At 32.5% G+C, this 22,816-nt stretch carries 17 protein-coding genes and 1 pseudogene; 13 read left to right on the top strand and 5 right to left on the bottom strand.

Annotated elements, in window-relative coordinates; genetic code table 11:
* Position 1: 1 nt before the first annotated feature.
* From H611_RS0104485 to brxL, 8 genes and pseudogenes are all read left to right on the top strand, one after another.
* Positions 2-760: a BrxA family protein gene (locus H611_RS0104485; RefSeq protein WP_027137225.1), complete on the top strand. Its 759-nt coding sequence runs from the start codon at positions 2-4 to the stop codon at positions 758-760.
* 25 nt (positions 761-785) lie between these two features.
* On the top strand, positions 786-1,310 hold the full coding sequence (locus H611_RS14470) for a BREX protein BrxB domain-containing protein (protein WP_211223787.1): 525 nt from the start codon (positions 786-788) through the stop codon (positions 1,308-1,310).
* A gap of 10 nt (positions 1,311-1,320) precedes the next feature.
* On the top strand, positions 1,321-4,911 hold the full coding sequence (gene brxC / locus H611_RS0104475) for a BREX system P-loop protein BrxC (protein ID WP_027137224.1): 3,591 nt from the start codon (positions 1,321-1,323) through the stop codon (positions 4,909-4,911).
* 1 nt (position 4,912) lies between these two features.
* Entirely contained in the window at positions 4,913-8,926 is a 4,014-nt protein-coding gene (gene pglX / locus H611_RS14465) for a BREX-1 system adenine-specific DNA-methyltransferase PglX (protein ID WP_051238717.1), read from the top strand.
* Positions 8,923-9,567: pseudogene (locus tag H611_RS15010) on the top strand (DUF262 domain-containing protein); the annotation flags it as partial. The gene pglX and the pseudogene H611_RS15010, both read left to right, overlap by 4 nt.
* A 381-nt stretch (positions 9,568-9,948) precedes the next feature.
* Positions 9,949-10,737, top strand: coding sequence for an HNH endonuclease family protein (locus H611_RS15005; protein WP_394330416.1), 789 nt, complete (start codon positions 9,949-9,951; stop codon positions 10,735-10,737).
* Positions 10,737-13,220: a PglZ domain-containing protein gene (locus H611_RS0104460; RefSeq protein WP_027137222.1), complete on the top strand. Its 2,484-nt coding sequence runs from the start codon at positions 10,737-10,739 to the stop codon at positions 13,218-13,220. Before H611_RS15005 ends, H611_RS0104460 begins: the two co-directional genes overlap by 1 nt.
* 3 nt (positions 13,221-13,223) lie before the next feature.
* The gene (gene brxL / locus H611_RS0104455; protein WP_027137221.1) at positions 13,224-15,299 is read left to right on the top strand and encodes a BREX system Lon protease-like protein BrxL; all 2,076 of its coding nucleotides are present in this window, start codon (positions 13,224-13,226) and stop codon (positions 15,297-15,299) included.
* Between the two features lie 16 nt (positions 15,300-15,315).
* On the opposite strand, the gene H611_RS0104450 is transcribed toward brxL, so the two are convergent.
* The 5 genes from H611_RS0104450 to H611_RS0104430 form a co-directional block, all read right to left on the bottom strand.
* On the bottom strand, positions 15,316-15,771 hold the full coding sequence (locus tag H611_RS0104450) for a hypothetical protein (protein ID WP_027137220.1): 456 nt from the start codon (positions 15,769-15,771) through the stop codon (positions 15,316-15,318).
* A gap of 68 nt (positions 15,772-15,839) precedes the next feature.
* Positions 15,840-16,910, bottom strand: a complete 1,071-nt coding sequence (locus tag H611_RS0104445) for a hypothetical protein (protein WP_027137219.1) — start codon at positions 16,908-16,910, stop codon at positions 15,840-15,842.
* A gap of 21 nt (positions 16,911-16,931) precedes the next feature.
* Complete coding sequence (locus H611_RS0104440) at positions 16,932-17,972, bottom strand: DUF4145 domain-containing protein (protein ID WP_027137218.1); 1,041 nt, start codon at positions 17,970-17,972, stop codon at positions 16,932-16,934.
* Positions 17,973-17,977: 5 nt separating this feature from the next.
* Entirely contained in the window at positions 17,978-19,111 is a 1,134-nt protein-coding gene (locus H611_RS14460) for a DUF4433 domain-containing protein (RefSeq protein ID WP_084158139.1), read from the bottom strand.
* Positions 19,108-19,743, bottom strand: a complete 636-nt coding sequence (locus H611_RS0104430; protein ID WP_027137217.1) for a hypothetical protein — start codon at positions 19,741-19,743, stop codon at positions 19,108-19,110. Before H611_RS0104430 ends, H611_RS14460 begins: the two co-directional genes overlap by 4 nt.
* A 151-nt stretch (positions 19,744-19,894) precedes the next feature.
* Between H611_RS0104430 and H611_RS0104425 the strand changes: the two genes are divergently transcribed.
* From H611_RS0104425 to H611_RS0104405, 5 genes are all read left to right on the top strand, one after another.
* Entirely contained in the window at positions 19,895-20,329 is a 435-nt protein-coding gene (locus tag H611_RS0104425) for a hypothetical protein (RefSeq protein WP_027137216.1), read from the top strand.
* 2 nt (positions 20,330-20,331) lie between these two features.
* A complete protein-coding gene (locus H611_RS0104420) occupies positions 20,332-20,634 on the top strand; it encodes a hypothetical protein (RefSeq protein ID WP_027137215.1) in 303 nt (100 codons plus the stop codon).
* An 11-nt stretch (positions 20,635-20,645) separates the two neighbouring features.
* Entirely contained in the window at positions 20,646-21,104 is a 459-nt protein-coding gene (locus H611_RS14455) for a hypothetical protein (RefSeq protein ID WP_051238715.1), read from the top strand.
* 107 nt (positions 21,105-21,211) lie between these two features.
* Positions 21,212-22,186, top strand: a complete 975-nt coding sequence (locus tag H611_RS0104410; protein WP_027137214.1) for a hypothetical protein — start codon at positions 21,212-21,214, stop codon at positions 22,184-22,186.
* Between the two features lie 100 nt (positions 22,187-22,286).
* Positions 22,287-22,784 (top strand): tetratricopeptide repeat protein, encoded by a 498-nt coding sequence (locus H611_RS0104405; protein WP_027137213.1) that lies wholly within the window; start codon positions 22,287-22,289, stop codon positions 22,782-22,784.
* Positions 22,785-22,816: the final 32 nt, after the last annotated feature.

Genomic DNA, 22,816 nt, shown 5'->3' with positions numbered 1-22,816 from the left:
ATTGAGAAGTAAATATTTATATAATACAAATTTAGCAAAGGGAACTGGCTTCGTAAATGAAACGCTAGAACTGCTCTCTTTTGTAGAAGAGGAAGATGATAAAAAATCATTTTTGGATAGGTGTGTGACTTTAAATCTATTAGGAAAGTCAACCGAAAAAAGAACTAAGGATATAATATCACTTGTTTTTTTTAATCGATATTGGAAAGAAGGACTACCTCAGCAGTTACAAGCCATAAGAGAAAGTGGGTTAGGACTTGAAGGTATGAAACAACTATTTTTAGTTTACACAGCAAGGGCTAATCCCATATTTAAAGATTTTATTATTCAGCAAGTGGCAAATAAAAGAAACTATAAGATCTCAAATCAAGATAGTTTAACTTTTATAAACGATGCCATTTCTATTGGCAATGCACCCTCTTGGTCAGATTCGATGAAGAAAAGAGTCTCTTCATATTTGGTCTCTTCGTGTAGAGATTTTAGTTTGATTGATAGTAAAGGAAAGATTTCTCTTTTTTATCCAGAGGGTTTTGTGGTCAATTATTTTTTGCATGAACTACATTTCTCTGAAATAGATGATAATCAAATTTTAAATGATGATACATGGTCAATTTTACAGCTAAGTAAAAATGAAACTCTCAGGGAAATTGAAAAAATATCTTTTACCGGCTCATTTATTTACCAATATTCGGGTGAATTATTAAGGATTTCATGGAAATATAAAAATATGAACGAATTTATAAAAAATGAATGTAGATAATAATTATAGAACACTCTTGGACTCCTTGTTAGAACCTAAGACGTACGATCATGGTGGAGATAAAACCATCTGTTATCTAACTTTCGACACAGAAGATATAATCAATGTCAAAAGAAAGTTGAATCAAGTTTGGGTTGAGCTAGCAAAAAATAAAGGGTTGGAAGTAATAATACTGTCACTACATGAAGTACTAAAAAACTTTTTCAAAGAAGATGAATACCGAATCGAAGCTGGTGTGGATGCTGTCGAATATGAAGACGAAACTATTGAAGTATATCATAGTTTGGGTGAAAATTTAAAAAACCAAGAAGTCATAGAGAACGCTATTTTGGATGCTCAAAAAAAAGTAGATCCGAAAAACGGTGTTTTGTTTATAACTGATTTGGAGGCCATTCATCCCTTTACCCGATTCGGTCCAATTGAACAAAAAATATATAATAAAATTAATGTACCTATAGTGGTATTTTATCCAGGTGAAATTACTGGTACAGCTTTAAAGTTTTTAGGATTTTACCCTGAAGATGGAAATTATAGGTCAAAACATTTTTAAATAGGATTAAATGAGTAAGATAAAATCATTATTTGGTAAGGATAAAGATATCTATAGAGGTATTGAAAAGGTAGTAACCTTTGGAAATGCTTCAAATGAAAATTTAAAGCATGAGGTCTCCGAGTATGTCGTAACCGAAAGAATTAGAGATAATTTCGAAAAGATACTCGATGCGCTCTATAGCGGTATGACCGATAGCTCTAATGAAATAGGTATTTGGGTTTCTGGGTTTTATGGTTCAGGTAAAAGTTCTTTTGCTAAGTACTTGGGGTTTGCATTGAAAAAGGATTTAGTGATTGATGGGCAAACATTTCATGAAAGACTTTCTAATCGTATAAATTCTGCACCAATAGCACAAACATTTAAATCTATCATTGCAAAACATGATCCCACAATTATTTTATTGGATTGTGCAACAGAGCAAATTAAAGGAGGCACATTACCCCCTATTTTGGAGCTCTTAATTGCCAAGGTGCATCAATTGGCTGGCTATTCAACGGATAGTCAATTAGCGAATTTTGAGAGAATGCTCGAAAACGACGGTAATCTAGAGAAGTTTAAGACACGTATTTCTGCCGATTTTGAGAAAGATTGGGATGATATTAAGGTAAACGATCAACTTCGGGCAAAAGGTATTGCGAGCAATTTAGCCGCAGAAATGTATCCTGAGATATGGCCAGATGCCAGATCATTTAAGACCACCAAGGTGGATGATATGAGCTCAGACAAGCAGAAAGTGGAAGAATTATTGGCAACGATTAGAAAAATTACAGGAAAAGAAAACATCATTTTTATTATTGATGAGGTCGGTCAGTATATCGCTGCAAAAAACAGTTTGATTCTATCATTGCAAGGGACATTGGAGAATTTAAAAGACATAGGGCAAGGAAAAGCCTGGTTACTAGCCACTGCGCAACAAACATTAACAGAGGATAATCCAAGTGCTCGATTAAATTCAGACAAACTTTATAAGTTGAATGCAAGATTCCCTGTGAAAGCAGAAATTGAAGCATCCGATATTAAAGAAATTTGTACACAAAGACTTTTAGGGAAGTCGAATGACGCCAACACTGAACTTAAAAAATTATATAAAAAGCACGGTGAGAAATTACGTCACTATACAAAACTAGAAAATTGTGATCGAACCATGTATGTGAAGGCGGTTTTAGATGAAAAACATTTCGTAGATCTCTATCCGTTTTTGCCACAACATTTTGAAGTAATTATTGCTCTATTGGGAAGGCTTGCTAAAATAACTGGAGGAGTTGGTTTACGTTCCGCAATTAAAGTCATTCAAGACATACTTACAGATAATTTAAATTCAGAAAACCAAGCATTTGCCGAGATGGAAATTGGTAAGTTGGCAAGTATGTATCACATCTATGATGTGTTAAAATCGGATATCAGAAAGGCTTACAGCCATGTGGTTTCTGCAGTAGACAAAGTAGTTGACTTTTATGGTGAAACCAGTGAACATTCTAAAGTAGCGAAGTCTATCGGTCTACTTCAACTATTGGAGGATTTGTACCTCTCACCAAAAAATGTGGCAGCACTCATATTGCCATCTGTAGATTCAGATTCAAACGAGAAAGAAGTTTCAAAAATAATAGAGGACATTAAATCGATGAAAAATAATACTCTTCAAGAAATTGATGGAGAATTACGATTTATGACTGATGCTATTATTAACATTGAAAATGAAAAAAGCAAGTATAATCCAGGGCCAACAGATAAAAGAAAGATCTACGAGGATATCATTAAGGATATATTTTCACCAGTTCCTTCGGCAAGATTACATAATACCAAGACCGTAAAAAGTGGTATTAATCTTAATTTGGATATGAGAGTTTACAAACTTTTAGAAACTAATGAAGAGATACAATTAGAAACTACGTTTGTAGTAGAAAATGACTATCCTTCAACTTTAAATGAATTAACAAGAATTAGCACAGAATCTAATAATCAATCTAGATATTATCTACTAGGCAAGCTGTCTAAAGATTTGGAAGATGATGTTATAGAAATTGCAAAGTGTGAAGAAATTTCGAACAGAAGAATCACGGATGATAAAGAGATTAATGATTATTTAAACGGACAAAAACAGTTAGCCCAAAATTTAAGAAATGGTATAAGAAGATCTACTGTTCAAGCATTTGAAAAAGGAGAGATTATTTTTAGAGGTGCTTCTACAACTGTAAAATCTCAAGGGAGTAAATTAAGAGATGCTGTTAATTCTAAATTAAAGAATATTGCAGAAAAGGTATTTGACAAGTATGCTCAAGCACCACTAACGATTCCTTCTTCCGATGCTGAAAAGTTATTAAAATTTCAGGACCTAAGGTTGCTACCAAATGCTTTGAACCATTTCGATATTGTAAAAAGTGACGGTAGTATCAATCTTAAATACGATGCTATTGTTTCTATCCAAGAATATATAGACAAAGAAGAACATGTGGAAGGACGTAAGCTTTTAGAAGTCTTTGATGCTGCAAGATATGGCTGGAGCAAAGACACGACTCGTTTTTTAATAGCCTTAATGTTTATAGCTTCCGATATCAAGTTAAGAATAGCCGGTGAAGACATTAAAGTAAAAGGGCCTAAAGCCATAGAAGCCTTGAGGAATGCGAATGGTTTCAATAAAATCGGAATATCTAGATATGATAAGCAAGATAGACCTTCCATGGAAATGCTTTCGCTTTCGGTTAAACGATTGGCAGAATTAACAGGCGAAAGCATAGCACCACTGCAAGATAAAATTGCTGAAGTAGTAAGACGTCATTTCCCTGCATTCCAAACAAAATATTCTGCAGTTAAAACCGAGTTAGAGAATCTAAATTTACCAGGAGTACAAAAAGCCATTGACGTTCAAGATGGTATTGAAGAAGTATTAAAAGGCGAAGGCTCTGATGCTGCATTTAGATTGGGTAAACCGGATTCTGATTTGTATGATAATTTGGTATGGATAAAAAGTGTGCAGCAAGCCTTTGAGAAAGGGGTTAAAAAGGTTTTTAAGAAGGCTATCGACCTAAAAGTATCAGTTGATAATCTCCCAGATTCTGGTATTCCTAAAGAACTGAAAGACGCTACACAAAGTCATTTTGAAAGTGTTAATGAAGTGATGGAAAGTGATGATTTTGTGAATAAGATTCCAGATTTAAAAGATGCTATTTCGAGCATCGAAAATTTAATATCCGATTACTGTGATAAATTGCTTAATTCAGAAAATAAAAATATTACATCTGAGATAAATTCGGTAAAAGCCAACTCAAAATGGAATGCCTTAAATGCTGAGCAGCAACAAGAATTGAACAATAGGTTGGGTAATCTCATTATTAAAGATAAGCAAGGTATCGATGGTATAAAAGATATTTTAAATGCTGCATATACGGTAAGCACCACTATGCGAGCTGTTAATGAGCAGATTGAAGATTATGCAAAAACTACCCCTAAACCAAATCCGGGTACAAAAACAAGAAAAGTAAATCTTTCTGCACTTCCAAAGCAAATTAAAAGTCAAGAAGATATAGATACAATCATCGATAAGTTAACCGATTTAAAAGGCGAATTAAAAGATGACGAAACAATAGAATTAAACTGGTAATATGGCATTAACACAAGGCGCTAGGAATAAAATAAAATCATTTGTTCAATCGGCAAAACGCTTGTTGATGAATGAATTCGCGGCACAAGTACAACAACATTATGGCATTCGTCCAGATGGTAGTTGTTTGATGGTTGAAGAATTAACAACAAACGATGGTTCTATCATTCAAACCGCTAGATTACTTAGAGAGCGCTTGGATTATCTTGAAGATACCATTGCCGGTTCCAACAAAAAGGAAGAAGCTGTAAAACAGTTGTTAAGAGAACAAGCATTCACCATCTTAAATCGTTTTGCTGCTATCAGAATGGCAGAAGAACGCAATATCATTCCTGAGACCATTAAAAAAGGGTATAATTCTGAAGGTTTTCAGGTCTTTGACCAGTTAAGTGGAGGTGCCCAAACCGCAGAACAATTTGAGCGTTACAACTGGTTTTTAAAAGCCATGTTCGATGAATTGGCTATTGACTTACCAGCAGTGTTTGACAGATTTTCACCTTATTCCTTATTATTTCCTTCTGAAAAAGTGATGTTGGAGTTATTAGATATTATCGATGATGAGGACTTGAGTATTTATCGAGAAGAAGGCCAACAACCCATAAACCTATGGGAAGAAGATGAAACCATTGGTTGGGTATACCAATACTATAATAGCCGTGAAGAAATTAGTGTCATGCGTGAAGCGTCTGGTGCACCAAGAAACAGCAGAGAGCTCGCTGTAAGAAACCAGTTCTTTACACCACGTTATGTGGTTCAGTTTTTAGTAGATAATAGTCTGGGCAGACAATGGTTTGAAATGACCAAAGGAGAAACTACTTTAGTTGACGATTGCCAGTACATGGTAAAACGAGAACAAGAAATTTTCTTAAACAAAGGCGAAGCAATCCCAGAAACCAAAATTGAAGGTGCTAATTATATAGAACACAGAACATTAAAAGACCCAAGAGAGATTTTAATGCTAGATCCTGCATGTGGTTCTATGCACTTTGGCTTGTATTGTTTCGATTTGTTTGAACAGATTTATCTAGAAGCCTGGGATAACCATTCAGAGCTCATGCCAGACTTGCGTGATAAATACTTACGTGAAGACTATATTAAACGCATCCCTGGCTATATTTTACAGTACAATATACATGGAGTAGATATTGACCCAAGAGCCATACAGATTGCAGGTTTAAGTTTATGGTTGCGAGCACAGAGGAGTTATAAAAAACTAGGCTTACAACCTGCGGATAGACCCATGATTAAAAAGAGTAATCTGGTGGTGGCGGAACCTATGCCTGGAGATGCCGAGTTACTCAGTGAATTTACACGAAGCTTACCAGGGCCTATTGGTAAATTGGTTAGAGTGATTTGGGATAAAATGCAATTGGCTGGTGAAACTGGATTATTGCTTAAAATTGAAGAAGAGCTTAAGAAGGAAATTGAAATAGCCAAGCAAGAATATAAACAATATAAAGGAGGTGCGACCCAAACCTCAATATTTGGTGGTGTAGAAGATGCAAAAGCAGCAGAGATGGCTGCCATCTATGGAAAGGACCAAAAGATAACGCAAGACTTTTTTGATACGGCTGAAGATGAGGTTTTAAAAGCACTTCAATCATTCTCTGAAAATGCAGAAGGTGAACATGCCTTTCAAAAACTACTCTTTGCTGAAGATACCGCTAGAGGTTTTGCCTTTATTGAGTTATGCAGAAAGCGGTATGATGTGATTGTGATGAATCCGCCTTTTGGGGATTCATCGATAGGATCAAAAATATATATAGATGATGAATATAAAAGATCGTATAAAGATTTGGCTGCAGTGTTCATTGAAAGAACTATTCAATTACTAAAAAGGAATGGACAAATAGGTTGTATATCAACACGAAGTATTTTTTATTTAGGATCATATAGTAAATGGAGAGAAGAATTGGTAATTCAAGGGCGGAAGTTAGAGACATTTTTAGATTTGGGAATGGGAGTATTGGATGCCATGGTTGAAACTGCAGCATATATTTTATCAAATAAAGGGACTCATAATGAATCAACATTCTTAAGACTAACCAACAGTAATTATAAAAACGAAGATTTAACTAAAACTTTAAGCGGCTCCACAAACAATATTTATAATGTCAATATATTGTTGTTCTTGGCATTTAATAATTCACCATTTTGCTATTGGGTAGATTCTTCTACTACTAAATTGTTTGCAAATGAGGAAAAGTTTGATAATGGAAAAAGAGGAGCAAGGCAGGGAATGAAAACAGGTGACAATGATAGATACGTAAGAAATCATTGGGAACTAAGATATCCTGTTAAAGATATTTTATCAGGCAGATGGAATCTTTACCTTCTTTCAGACTATAGTTTGAGATTTTGTCTATCCCAGGAAACAGTTGTGTATTATGCCAACGACGGATATGAGCTTAAGCATCATTTCAACGAGAAAGGTCAATTAAGATCAAGACCTATGGATACTTATGATATATTTAATAAATCAGGATTAAGTTGGAGTTTTAGAACAAATAAATTCAAGCCACATTTAGTTCGTGAAGGTCATATTGCTCAACCAGGAAGATGCATTGCAGTTTTTGAAGACCAACGTGAAATTTTAACTTATTTGGCCTTTTGGAATTCTGATTATGTTGATTATTGGATGAAACTTGGTGTTGAAAGAGCTGGTCATCCAAAATTCATTAATGGTCTTGTAAATAACCTGCCCCATCCTTCGTTTGATAATGACTTAAGTAATCAACTAGTAGAGTTATCTAAGCTGCAATTTATAAGGACTTTAGAATTGTTCAAGCTTGATGATAGAAGCGTAGACTTACAGGATAATAAATTTACAAGCTTTAAAACAATAAATAATTTCATAAAATTTAAAAAATCATATTTTGAATCTATTGCGGAATTATACGTAAATGATCTAGACAAATTAAACAAATTGGTTTATAACTATTATTTAGTAGAAAACATTGATGATATTGAATCTATAATTAATCAATCTGGTGGTAAAAAAGAGAATAGTCAATTTGAAATTTCAAGTTTAGAAATAACGTTTAGAATTTTCTCAATAATTGTTGGGGGTATATTTGGTCGAATAGACTTGAGATTTCTAAAATGTTGGAAGCAAGAATGGAGTGATGAAGATATGTTTAAAGAAAGAAAACACAGTCCATTTTTATATGGCCCTAGAGCATCTACTTTAGATTTAGTATTACCAGAATATCATGATAAGATCAAAGAAATCTGGGAGATGCCGTATCCAATTAAAACACTAGAAGAATGTGCTACGGTTTCAGAAATCAATTCAATAACAGATAAATTAAAAGAGGTTATTAAATACTTCTGGCCAGATTCTAATGATACAATCGTAGAAGAATTACTAGAACATTTTAAGGTGAATGACCTCGATGAAATATTTGATAAACATTCCAAATTCTTTGATGCACATTTAAAAGACTATTCCCGTAACAAGCGCATTTCTCCAATTTATTGGCATTTGGGAGTGCCTTCAGGTAAATTTAATATTTGGGTCTACTATCCAAAACTAAATGAAAACAGTTTGTTCAAAATTGTAAATGAATTAGTAGAACCAAAACTAGAAGATGTTAAAAAGCAGGTAGCTGCTTTAGAAATGTCTAGTGCCTCTAAAGAGTTGCATGAGCAAATGGCTCTGCGAGATGAGCTCATAGATTTTAAAGAAGAATTATTAAGAGTAGCACAATTACCATACAAACCCAACCAGGATGACGGCGTTCTCATTACAGCAGCTCCATTACATAATTTATTCCGCCATACCAAATGGCGTAAAAGCACTGAGGATTGCTGGAAAAAACTAAAAAAAGGAGACTATGATTGGGCACATTTGGCCTATAGCATTTGGCCAGATAGAGTCACTAAAAAATGCAAAAAAGATTTAAGTATGGCCATAGCCCATGGTTTGGAAAGCATCTGTGAAATAAAGCCAAAGGAGACAAAAGAAAGAACAAAACCTGAAATTAAGGTAGAAATACAAAATAAGCTATTATGAAAATAACACCAACAACGTTGACCATTAATCAGCTGTTCACTACAATGAATGAGCAGTTTTTTATACCCGCGTATCAAAGACGATATGCTTGGAAATGGAAACAGGCAAAAGAGTTATATGATGATATCAATAACCTTAAAAATGGTGATTCTCATTTATTAGGAAATATTGTGTGTTTAACCTCTGATCATACAGCAGGTATTAATCAATTAGAAGTTGTTGACGGACAGCAGCGAATTACTACCTTATCATTACTACTTCATACATTTCATAATATATTCAAGAAGAATGGCAATGGAGGGGAATGTAACAGGATTATGGGAATGTTGAAATCGAAAGGTCCTGATCAAATTCCTGAAAATAAAGTGCTCCTTGGAGAGTTAGATAACGATGATTATCAAAGAGTATTATTACAGCGTGATTTGGAAAATATAAATAACGAAAACTTAGTTAATTGTTATGAAAATTTCAAAAATTGGTTAAGTGAACTGGAGGAGAGTGAGTTTAACAGTTTATATTATAAATTGCTTCAAAGTGTATCCGTTATTCGCTTGGATGTGTACCAAGCCAAGGATGCATACAAACTTTTTGAGACTATAAATAATAGGGGATTAAGTTTGAATCACACCGATATTATTAAAAACTTTCTTCTCGGTCATGCTTCTAGTTTTGATAAAGATACACTTGATCAAGTAAAAGAGAATTGGAAAGGTTTAATTATTGCTTTAGATAAGCTTTCCATTGATGATTTTTTTAGACAATATATATGTTCCGTCCTACGAAGAAAAGTGACTTTCACTTTTTTAATTGATGAGTTTAAAAAACTATACATTAATTCTGTAATTAATGTTGAGGATTTAGCAGAATATAAAATCTACAAAAAAATAAAACTTAAAAAAGAGGAAGATGTTGAGGAGGAATTAGAAGATGAAGAATATGAAGAAGAAGAAAACGAGGTAAGTAAAGATGATAACGATCAAAACGAGAATGAGGCTTTATTATCGGTAATTGAGTTTTCTAAAATGCTTAAGGATCAAGCGTTAACATATAGTAGAATTAGAAATAGAAGCACTCATAACACAAAGTTGAATGATGCTATATTTGATTTGCAACGGATAAAAACATTCCCTGGATATATATTTCTTCTTCCATTATTTCATGATGACAACATTTCGGATGCGCAACGATTAAAAATATTAAAAATGGTTTCCGTATTCATGCTGCGTAGGCATATATGTGAATATAGAACTGGAGAATTAGATGAGATATTCTCTAAGTTGATAAATAAATTAGAAGGTGATAATATTATAGAACAGGTAAGATTAGCGCTTATAGATGATACGCCTTTGGACAATGAGTTTAAGCTGAAATTTGAAAAAGCAACTTATAAGGGCAATGTTAATAGAGCTAAATATGTACTTGAGCAATTTGAATATGATAAAATGGGAAGCACAGGAGAATTAAAGATTAATTCCGGTAGCGATGTTCATTTAGAACATATCATACCCCAAACAATAACAACAAAAAAATCTAAAAGAGAATTTGGTGATTGGGAAGAATATCTAGGTTCAGAGGCTAAGTTATTACATAAAGAATATGTCGATACTATTGGAAATTATACGCTTCTTGGACAAAAATTAAATATTGTGGCATCAAATAATCCGTTTTCTGATAAGTTAAAAGAGTATGCTAAATCTTCAATAAAAATTACACAAGAAATTGTAGAAAATTATAATGATTTTAAGTTTAATGATTTAAAACAGCGATCAAAAGAACTAGCTGACTATGCGCCTAAAATTTGGAAGTTATAATGATTAAAGAACATATTAAAACATATCTACTAGAAAAATTAGAACGAAAGCATAGCTTATTGATTTACGATGCTAACATGTTTTATCATAATCTGGTTTTAGAATTAGAATCTGATAATATTAAGGTATTTGATGCTTCTAAAAATGTAGTTACAGAGCGTGAAGCGGCATTAGACTATTGGGTGAACGAAATGCCAAAGGGTTTAGATAATAAGTTAGTTTTCTATGTGCCATTTGACAAGAAAATTGATGATGACCAAAAAGCAACAGATCCTTTTGTGATTTTTGCTGGTGGAGGGGCTATATTTCCGGATGAAGCATCAGATGGTTATAAACAATTATGCTTAGCGGCGCTACCAGATAAGGCGATTAAAATAGAAGAAATATTTTCACACGAAGATTACCCATCATTTAATAAAATTGATGCACTAGATGGTGGTAATGCATATCCTGCATTAAAAAGCGGTTTAGGAGCACAATCTGAAGTAGAAATAGTATTGGCGTTTTTAAATCCTAATGATAAACAGAAAGATTTCTTAAAAACAGATAAATCTTGGCCTTCAGAATTCAAACAATTTACCAATGAGAGTTTAGGTTTTAAACTAACCTCTAAAAAGTTTGAAACCCTTCAAAAAGATATTTGGCGTATTGTACTGTTTAGTGAGTTTATTTTTGATTTACCAGTAGCACTCCCTAAGTCTTTAAAAGAAGTCGTTTCTGCTAAGCCTGAATCTCAAGAAATCATTTTTAAAGTATGTAATCAGCTAAGAAGTCTCAAAGACACTGAAGAGATCTATATAAATAATGCCAACGCTGTTAGCAGTGAATTGGGATTGTCTAAACTTTTTAAGAATGAAATTAATCTGGGTGAGATAAACACCTTTGCATTTGAAGATTCTACATTTTTTAACCAATTTAAAAATGAACTTTTAGTAGGCGAATTAGAAAATGCCAAAACACTTGCCGAAGTTTCTTCAAAATCTATTTGGAGCTTGTACGATGACGAAAGAAGAGCTGCTTGGCAGATTGGTAATAAAGTATGTGATTTGTTTATTAAAATACAATCTGAATCCCTTAAATTGAAGAAGGATAAAGGTCTTAATAGCATAATTCAATGGTATGCTTCTACAGGTTATGAAATTGATGTATTACAAAGAGAAATAGAGAAAGGCGTACAAAGTCTAATTGTGTTATCTAAAACATTGAATGAAGTTGTGGATTTTGGCAGAAAGGAATACCACAATTTCACGGACAAAGTGCAATTGCATTTCCAAACAGGCATTGAAAAAGATGGAATGTCTAGTATTGGTATTCAAAGAAATTTAAGTCTATTTAGTGATAAGGTAAGTCCATTGATCGCTGCTGGTAAAAAAACTGTTTATATTTTAGCAGATGCATTGCGTTATGAGTTGGCTGTATTTTTAAAACAAGGCTTAGAACGTTCAGATTTTAATTGTCATTTAGAACCATCTCTTGCTTTCGTTCCTACAGTAACCAAATTTGGTATGGCTTCATTAATGCCTGAAGCAGAAAAGAATTTAGAATTAAAAGTCGTAAATAAAAAACTAGAACCTTTTCTTAAAAGCACAAAGTCCAGTAATCGAAAAGATCGTATTACTTATACCGATTCTTATTTTGGGGATAAGCACGCTTGGTATTGGGAGAAAGATATTCTAAATAAGCAATTCGAAAAGAAAGATATTCTTTTTGTAACCACCACAGAAATTGATAAAGCAGGCGAGAATTCCCCTGAAAATGCTCAAATGGTTATAGAAAATGCCATTCACAAAATCCTAAAGCTTTCTAATATTTTAAAAGGAGAAGGCTATGAAGAGTTTGTTTTAGTTGCCGATCATGGGTTTGTGTTGATCGATAGTTTTAAGGCGGGCAATAGTAGCACCAAACCAACAGGAGAGTGGTCGCTAGAGAAATCTCGCTGTTTAGCTGGATTGGGTGATTCTAATTCCGAACATATAAAACTTTCAAATGAAGACTTGGCAATCACAAGTGAAACGAAACAGTTTTTATTTTTGAAAAATTATGCGACATATGAAAGAGGAAAAAAGTTTTTCCATGAAGGGCTGTCGTTACAAGAATGCATTACACCTTTTTTAAGTTTTAAACCCAAAAGAGCTGAATCTAAACAGGAATACCAAATAAATTTAACATACAAAGGTAAAACTTTTGGCTATGTAACCACAAGGAGACCGTCTATTGAAATATCGTGCTTTGGAGATTCATTCTTCGATGAGCCAATAGATGTTATGATTGAAGCAGTTAATGAAGATGTTCAAATTGGAACACCTGCATCATCCGAATATGTTGATACCACATCTGGATTTATTGGTATTAAACCAGGTGAATCCATTAAAATTACACTAGCATTAAAAGACGAATTTGAAGGAAAGTTTACTGTTTATGCGAAATCACCTTCGTCAGGTGTTATACTATCAGAGATTAATCTTGAAACCGATTACTTATAGGCTATGGATGTATTAGATAAAAAATTAAATGAGATTTTTTCTGGGAAAGTAGTCAGAAAAGATCTTGTGCATCAAATAAAAAAAGCAGCGAATGTCCCCTCATTTGTTCTTGAGTTTTTGTTATCAAAATATTGTGCAACAGATGATCCAGATGAAATTAAAGCAGGTTCTAAAGCTGTTTTAGAAGTTGTTGAAAAAAACTATGTTAGAGCTGATGAGGCAAATAAAGCACAATCTATGGTGCAGCAGAAGGGAAGGCATAAGTTTATAGATAAAATTCATGTAAAATATGTGGAAAAAGAACGTAGACATTGGGCAGCCATGGAGAATTTCAATTCCAGTCGTATTGCCATAAACGAGAAATTTTACAAAGAAAACGACAAACTGCTCGAAGGTGGTATTTGGGCAGAAATAACAATTGGTCATAATGACGTAGAAGATGATGATTACGCATTCTATATAGAGGATTTAAAACCCATTCAGTTATCTCGTTTTAATCAAAATCAATATTTTGAGGGTAGGGACCAATTCACCAGAGACGAATGGATTGATGTAGTGTTAAGAAGTGTAGGATTGAATCCTGAAATTTTGGATAATCCACCAAAGGAGATAGCTGATAAATTTCCTTCAGGATTAAGATTGAAATTACATTTTCTGGCGCGTTTAGTTCCTTTAGTTCAAAATAATTTTAACTATATAGAATTAGGACCAAGAGGTACGGGTAAATCTTATTTCTATTCAGAGTTTTCACCATATTCAACATTACTTTCAGGAGGTCAAGCCAGTACAGCCACACTGCTCTACAACAACGCACGTAAAAAAGTGGGAGCTGTTGGATTTTGGGATAATATCGCATTTGATGAGGTTGGTAATATGAAAATCAGGGATACTGATACTATTCAAATCATGAAAGATTATATGGCCAATGGACGATTTTCTCGTGGTCAAGAAGTTACAGCTAATGCCAGTTTTTCATTCGTTGGAAACATAGATCACTCGATAGACCAATTGGTTAATTCTTATGATCATGATCTATTTATTACGTTGCCAAAGGCCTTTGATTTAGCCATTCAAGACCGGTTTTTCTTATTCTTGCCAGGTTGGGAGATTCCTAAAATGGATAATAAATTTTTTGCCTCCAATTATGGTTTAATTACAGATTATATGGCTGAAGCATTTCATTACATGTTCAAACATAATAAGGATTATTTTGATATTGTGAACAGGCGATTGAAATTAGGATCTTCAGTTCAGGGAAGAGATGAAATAGCGATTAAAAAAACAGTAACAGGTTTACTAAAAATTATTCACCCTTCTGGTGAGCCAACAGAAGAAGAGTTTAATGATATTGTTTCTTATGCAATTGAAGGTAGAAGAAGAGTTAAAGAACAAATGAATAAGCGTAAGCCAGACGACGAGTTTGCAGCCATTAATTTATCTTTTTTTAAGGAAAATGGAACGGAACAAATTGTTTATTGCCCTGAGAGTAAATCATCAAATGCCTCTCAAAACCCTAGAAAGGAAGATTTAACAGAAACTCCTATAATAGAATCTAGATCAGTGATTGAAGAAGTTTCAGACGATCATACGAATGTTGAGGTAGAGCTAAAGGAAAAGCATGTAAAAATTCATTATGGCGATGTTGGCTATAGTTATGAAACCGTGTTTGGGCCATATTTAAAAGGTGTGGATAAGATAATTATTGAAGACCCTTATATCAGGCAAAATCATCAAATATCGAACTTTGTTAAGTTTTGTGAATTGGCTGTAAAAATTGGAGATGTCCAATATATTAAATTAATAACATCATCAGATGATGCTTATCAAGAGGATCAAAATCAACATTCTTTCAGGCAGTTAGCAAATAGTCTTTATGAAAATGGTGTAGAATTAGAAGTTGAGTTTTCCAATACAATGCATGACAGACAAATTCTTTTGTCTACAGGATGGAGAATTATATTAGGTAGAGGGATTGATTATTTTCAGTCGTTGGCTGGTAATTATTTCCAGATTGGCACTAATGACCAAGATTTAAGACCATGTTTAGAAACGAGTATTGATTTTATAAAAGTGAATTAAAATGGACAATCGCCCTTTAAAATAATTTCTCAAAAGGTATATTTTCAAAACCGATTACATTTTTAAGTTTACTTATGGATAACATCTCCGGATTTTGTTGAAATAAAGCTTTAATTGCTCCAAGTAAATAACTGACATTTACACCCATTTTTATTCCTTCGAATTGCTTATGCCCCCCACTCATAGGATCACCCCATCCCTCAAAAACACAATATGTTATTCCATTAATGTTTTGTCTATTAATAAGCTCCCATGTAACTAAAAATTTATTAATATCATTTTCACTTATACCAACTTGATATTCCGTAATTTGAACTTTCAATAACAAATGAAATCGTCCAGTTTTTTTAGTTATGCTCCATGCTGGTGAAAAAGGAAGAGCGTCACCATGGTCTTCCTCTTCAGTAATTGAAATACCGCCAGATCTAAATAATCGCTCAAATTGTTCGTCAGGAATTAATACAACACTCATAATTTTTTAATTATACAGGTTAAATAAAATGTTCTTTATACTAAATATAAAAGTAAATCTAAGAACTATTAAAAATCAACATCTCCATTTACCATTACTTTATTTTCAAGATACGTCAGTAAGCTTTGATGATTGAAAAGACCTGTGGCCAACACATTTTCTTTTGTTCGATCTGGTAAGAAAAATTCATCTTTTATCATTTCTTCAAGTTCGTTTTTTCGTTTTTGAAAAAAATCTACTTCGGCGCAAAGCATTGGGTTGCTTTCCAAGTCGAACATTTCCATTTTGTAAATGGCATCTCTTGCCTTTAGTTCGGCAAATCTGTTTGACATAGAAAGGAGGTTACCGGAAATTAAATTTAGAGCATCCATTACTGTATAGATAATTGGTTTATGTCCAAAATTTAAAAGAAGAAGTCTGTCTTTGTAATTATTAATATTCTCTTTGTTATCCTCAATAGCCAGTGAAGTACACAAATAACCAATACTCACAATAAACTGAAGCGAATCAATATCTTTAGTTAGTTCTGAGTCAAGCATCAACAAGAAGGATCTTCCTAAATTTTCATAATTATTAATGGACCTAAGTTGTTGAGGGTTGTTTTTGACCGAATGATAAATTTTCAACAGAACTGGTTTTGATTCTTCTACATTTCCTTTTCCATATAAACTGTTGGCCTTTCTGGCATTTAAGCATAATTCTGATAAAGGTTTTAATAGTCCTTTATGTTTATTTGAAAAAAAATTGATTTGCATTCTGGTTTTATGAGTAACAAATGAAATTTTTGTGAGTACTTCATTTACATAAAACAGCGCCATATAATCAGGATTATCAATAACTGATTTAATTTGTTGAATAGAGGTTTTTAATCTCCATCTTATATTATCAATATCTGATGATATTGTATCGAAATACAAAGACTGATTTAGATATTCATTAGCTTCATTTCCTATTATTTTTACGTTTAGATTTTCATTTTCAAGAACTCCTCTTATTCTAGATGGAATAGTAACTTTCAAAACCAAAGTATCATCCTCATATACTTCAAATTCATCATATTTAAAAGTAAATGGTTTTCTGGTGATTTTTCCGTTTAGCTCGTCTATGTTAATCTCGAATCTATCATACTCTACACTCATTCCAAACCTATTTTAAGTTTATTACTTTTTATTTTTAAAACTTATGTAAAAATCAAGTAATCTGTTTAGTGCGTATGTAAAAACAATGACATCTGTTTTTTCCATCTGAGAAGGAATATCTGACGATTCACCTTCGTGCGCCATAAAATTTCCAAAAACTCTCAGGGTATGCAAATAAGTAATCATCCAGTCAGCCACATTTTTTGATTTTAAATCATTAATGTATTCAAAAAGTGATATATAACTATCACTTTTTAAATCTGAAATATCAGACAGCAAGAGCTCTTCAAGTTTTCTGCACAAAATCCCCAGTTCAAAAAATCGTAAATTTCTATTACTGATTTTACCAATTAAATTTTTTATTGTCTTATTATGGTAAAAAGAATTATTTTTTATTTGTACCAGTTTTGCAAGAATCAATTCAAGACTGCTTACTAGTAAAGGATCATCAAAAACCAATTCCAGTTTGTCGTTTCCACGATTTAGATAACTATTTATTGTTGAATCAATCAGTTGTGCTTTTTCTTTACTTACTTCCACAAAGTAAATTGTATTAAGGGACGTAATTGTATTTAAAGAATCTATTGCCTTCTCAATAAGTTTAGGAAGTATGGCATCGATTGAATTTTTCTGAAAACCAGCACCTAAAACAGGAAGTGCAATGCTACCCGCCTTCAAATTTTTATATTGGAGAAGAGCAATTGTTCCGAATAAATCCGACAAGGCATTTTCTCCTGAACCACTTTTTTCTATACTTGTTTTAATGCTTTCTATACATACGATGTGTTTAAAAGGATGGCCCTCAATTTTATTGCTTACCCAGCAGTGTAATGAAGATCTTAAATCGATTTGTGGTTTCTGGGAAAGTTCTAGTAATGATATCCCTGTATTCTTATAAAGAGCTTCTATTACTGTTCCTGGGGCTGGAATATATTTGTTATGATAGGCTGAAAGTACCAACACATCAAAATCAAATGTCATTTTTGTTATGTCAGCATTGTGTACTTCTATTGTTTTGGTACCACTTAAAGTTGGAACGGAAATTAGATTTATAAGGCTCATATTTTTTAATTCTGATGATATGTTTTAAAATAGTCTGCATTTATTTCGATTGGGATTCCCTTGTGATTAGGGAATAATGGAAAAATATTTTTTAATGCAGATTCCGATTTAATAATAATTTTCTGTATGTAAAAAACTTCAATCTTTTCTGGTACTAGCACTTCAGAACACATGATTCGCTGGCTTTCAGTCCCATCAATCCATTTACCTTCTTGCAATAGCTTCCAATCTATACTCTCCAGTTTATCTTGATCATTATAAAAATTTGTTTCCTCAATCGCGGCATTTCCATCAGAAAATAATGTCGCCTTTTTCTGCACTAGTACATGAGGAATTATTTCCAACAATACTACCTGACTTAAAACTTCTATTACTTTTGTAGAACCCATCATAGGATTGGATGGATTGATATAAAGAGGAACGTAATCCTGAATGTTGCGACCGTATACTTTTTCCGTCCGATTTCTGCGCTTCTGAATTTCAATATTTGATATATCATGTTTGATCATTTTAATTCTATGAACTGTTTTATGAGAGAGTAAGCCGGCGTTTAGAATGTTTTCTAGATTTTCAACATGAGTCATATGATAGAAGCCACTATGTGGTAAATTCCTGATTACAGATGATTTTAGTTTCTCTCTTTTATCTATTAACTGCTTGTTCTCAGTCGAAAAAAGGAATTCCTCCATTTTTAAATTCACCCCTTGTATCAGGTCTTCATATTTTTTTAATGTCTCCTCTTTTATGGCATTATCGGGACTGTTTAAAACTGCGAACACCTTTTTGAAAATACGTAATAATCCAGATAGTTGTTTGCCATATAGTTCATTTAATTTTTTTAAACTTTTCTTCTGAATATTTAAACTGATAAACCATGATGAATTCCCATGATCAAGTTCTCCTGGAGAAAGCAAATAATGTGGGTTTAGAACTCTTTCAATTTTTAAACTAAGTTGTCCTCTTGTATTGACATAGCTAAAAGTTTCCTTAAAAATTTCTTCTATCTCATTAATACGCGGATAATCTTTTGATTTTCGTATAGATTCAATGAACAGTTGGACCTCCTTTAAACGATTTGTCAAATAGCTGCAAAGGAGTAAATAAGAATTATCGTTGTAGGTTTTTAATAACACCATCATTCGAAATATTCAATTCTAACATTTCTATGAGTAAGGATTAAAGTAACATGCTCAACATTGTCTAAAAAATCGAATGTTATCACAAATTTATAATCAGGATCAGAACCAATATATGTATAGCGATTATTTTCAGTGGTTTTTAAATAAGCCTTCTTTTCAGATAAAGTAGGAGATATGCTTAATAAACACTCCTTTTTATCTTCAGAAAATATTATTTTTATTATCCGCTCAACAGCACTTTCAGATGTGAAAGCATTGTTTTCATATCTTTTATGAAATGAAGAGTTGTATGTTTCAGATATTACGTCAACGTTATCAATCGATTGTCCTAGTTTATTCTGAAAATACTCTCTTAAAAAATCCCATAAACCATCCCAGGCAAGTGTTGCCTGAAATCCAGGCCAAGTTGCAGTTAAATTACTCATATCAGGAAATATTTCTTCTGCCGCATCTGCATACTCTTTTAAGATATTAAAATCGTTAACTAAAATTCCTTTTTTTCGCTGATTCAGGACTTCTAGATAGGCTAAGTTTAGAACTAAAGGAGCAATTTCTTCCTCAGTCATACCATTTTTACCTGACCTTGAAATGTATGTCTGATAATTTTCAATTATTTCATTTTCTCTACTCATTTTGTTTAAATTTTCTTATAGATTGAAAAAATAAAGATAAAATTTAAAATATTCATTACCTGAGCTTTTTTATTTATAGTGCACATCTACTGCATGGTTTGGTTTTAATCTTGTACAAGAAATATAAATAACTCATAAAGTTTAATTCACTATGTCTAATAACCTTGCTCACAACAAAAAAGAAAATGAAATCGGATTAACCTTAATAGGAGATGTTTTTAAGGCCGAAAATGGTTTTAATTATGCTTCTGGTTTTAGAAATTTTGGGAATCTAAAAATAGTAGAAGATATAGCTGCCGGAACCGCCGTTGCATATTTAAGTGGAATTAAAGTTTTTGATGAAAAAGGAACATTAATTATTGATTGTAAAATGGCAAAGGGATTTCATTTTGAAAGAGAAGCCGTTAGGAAGGTTGTATTGAATGAGCTACTGAAAATGCTTTTAGAAGTTCACAGAGATGATAAAAATTTCAATAAAGAAGCAGCTAGGGTAAAAATTGATCATCATTTAAAACAGGCCTATTACGAATCCTCCTATATGGCTATTTCTAGTTGGGCAAAAGACTTAGGAATTTTTAATAACTAATTATGGATAAAACAATTATTGCACTAACACCCAGAGTTTATTCGGGTATTGATATCCAATTAACCATCATTCAGCGAGGTGAAAAAAGCTATATCAACTCCGTAAATATCATTTATAAAGAAAAGATTATCAATAAAATTAAACTGAATGGTGTTCTAAAAGAAAACACTCCTGAAAACGTTGATTCAATTACTTCTTCATATTTCAACAAAGTATTAGAGATCTCGAGAGTATCTATAAAGGAAGTTAATAAAGAAGCAAAGAAAAGAGTAGCATCAGATCTTATGAATAAATTTAAATTATAAAACTAATAATTATGAACAAACCAAAGGTGATTTTTGAAAATTCTGAGCTTATAAATGCAAATGTTTCTTATTCAGAAGTGGCGAATGCATTTTTAACAAGTGGCTATACTTCAGCAGCAGGTAATACTTATTTCAACTCCTTTCGTATGGCAGCAGGGATTCTTATTAAAGAAGATATTGGAGAGGGTTATGCACGTACTTTTTTAAACGGAATAAAAATATATTCTATAAAGGATAAAACCTTAATTGCTGATATAACTTTTCATTCCGTTTTTTATAGTAAATTTAAAGTGAAGAGCGAGGCTAAAAAAATGCTGATGAAGTTTCTTGAAGACGCTGCAATTCACGAAAATACTTTTTTTGACCGGTTCTCTGCAGATAGAATAATTGAAAAAGTTATCAATGAGGCAATGAATAATAATCAGCAGTCTATGGTTGTCGAACAGATGGGGAAATATTTGTCCCCATGATATTAGTCATGCTATACATAAGGGTTATAACATAAATTTGTGTCTTAATTAGTTACTTATGAAAACAAAGAGGAATAGAACATTTCATTAATCTCAAAAAGCATTTTATGGATTTTAATTTTTACACACAACAGGGGCATAAACTACTCGAAAAAAAAGATGCTTCGTCTATTAAAAAAGCACTTGAATATTTTAAAAAGGCCAATCAAATTACTGAAAGTAAAGATTTGTATAAACCAAGAGCACTTTACAATTTAGCACTTGGAAATTATCTTGCAGGAAACACAGTAATGGCATATAAATTGGCAAGCAGAGCAAGTCGAAGTCTAGAGCCTGCTATTAGAAATTCTACCATTCGAATGGATAATATGAGCAAAATGCTTGGTGAGGATGATATAAACTATCTTATAAATTATATTGAAACTAATTTTTCGGAACTCATATTATTCACCGATGCAAACGATGATAATTTTGATGAAAATGAACTTGATTTATCAAATGTGAATTCCATTTATCCAACTTCTGTCAAAAGTAATGATTACTCACCAAAATTTACTCTTGAAAAAATAACAGATGAAATGCTATATGCAACATTCGCAGGTTTATCTAGAAATTCCGATGAAATGGTCTATTTTGACAGAGTAAAAGGAGATGTAGTAACATATGTTCAAGGCTATTTTTCCTCTTTGCTTGGAGATCAGACAATCTCAAATAAAAAACTTGCTTCAAGAATATCAAACAGCGATCCAACTGATTTTGTTGACGAGGATCGTTATTTGCTTATTGATCAACTTTTTTTGAAAGATTTCTTGGTTGAATATAAAGAACAGACTGAAGACGAAGAACCGTTTTTGTCATTCCCAGTTCTATACAGTGAAGAGATTTTGAAAGAGTTCAGTTACAACGAGGATATTACTATTCATGACCTCTATTTTAATAATCATATGCAGCAGAAATTTCACGAAATATTTAGTAAACATTACGCTTCAAGAGCAAATGAATTAAAGGAAACCTATTCGATACTGTTTGAAAATACCTGTAATGAGATTGCTCTGCAATGGATACAGAAAAATGTGTTTTGATATTTATTAAACTCAATATCGCAAAAATTCATGTCCTTAAAAAGGAAATATATCATTACGAAAACACTAATTAAAACTTATAAAATTAAAACCGATAACTATGAATAATTTCGAGAATAATTATTTGTTAGGAGTGAAATCGTATCGAGAAGGCAATTATGAAAATGCCATTTATTATTTTGAAAAAGCGATGTCCGTTTTAAAATCTGCAGGTCTGCCTAAAGAGTTTGAAAGAGACTCAATGGAAACGGGTTATTGTAATCTTGGAAATGCTAAAAAAGAAGTTTCTGATTTTGGTGGAGCAATAGAGTGTTATAAAATAGTTTTAAACAGTAATCCCGGAAGAGCTGAATATGAAAGATTATATTTAAATCTAGCAGAATGTTGTTTTGAGATTGATAGTCCGGCATCTATGGAAACAGCAATAAAATATTTAAATATTTGTACAAGTTATTATCCAAATAATGTAGCTGCTTTTATGAATAAAGGGATAGCATATATCAAATTAAATGATCTTTATAATGGGAGAAAAGCACTCGAATCTGCAAAGGCACTTGGAAATAAAGATGCTGAACGTTTTATTAATGATTTCTGTTAAAAAACTACTTTAGCAATAGTAATTTATTCAAT

This window comes from Gaetbulibacter saemankumensis DSM 17032 (assembly GCF_000425645.1).
GTDB classification, from domain to species: Bacteria; Bacteroidota; Bacteroidia; order Flavobacteriales; family Flavobacteriaceae; genus Gaetbulibacter; species Gaetbulibacter saemankumensis.
The sequence above is the reverse complement of the archived record's forward strand: the minus strand, read 5'-3'. Positions and strand labels throughout refer to the sequence as shown.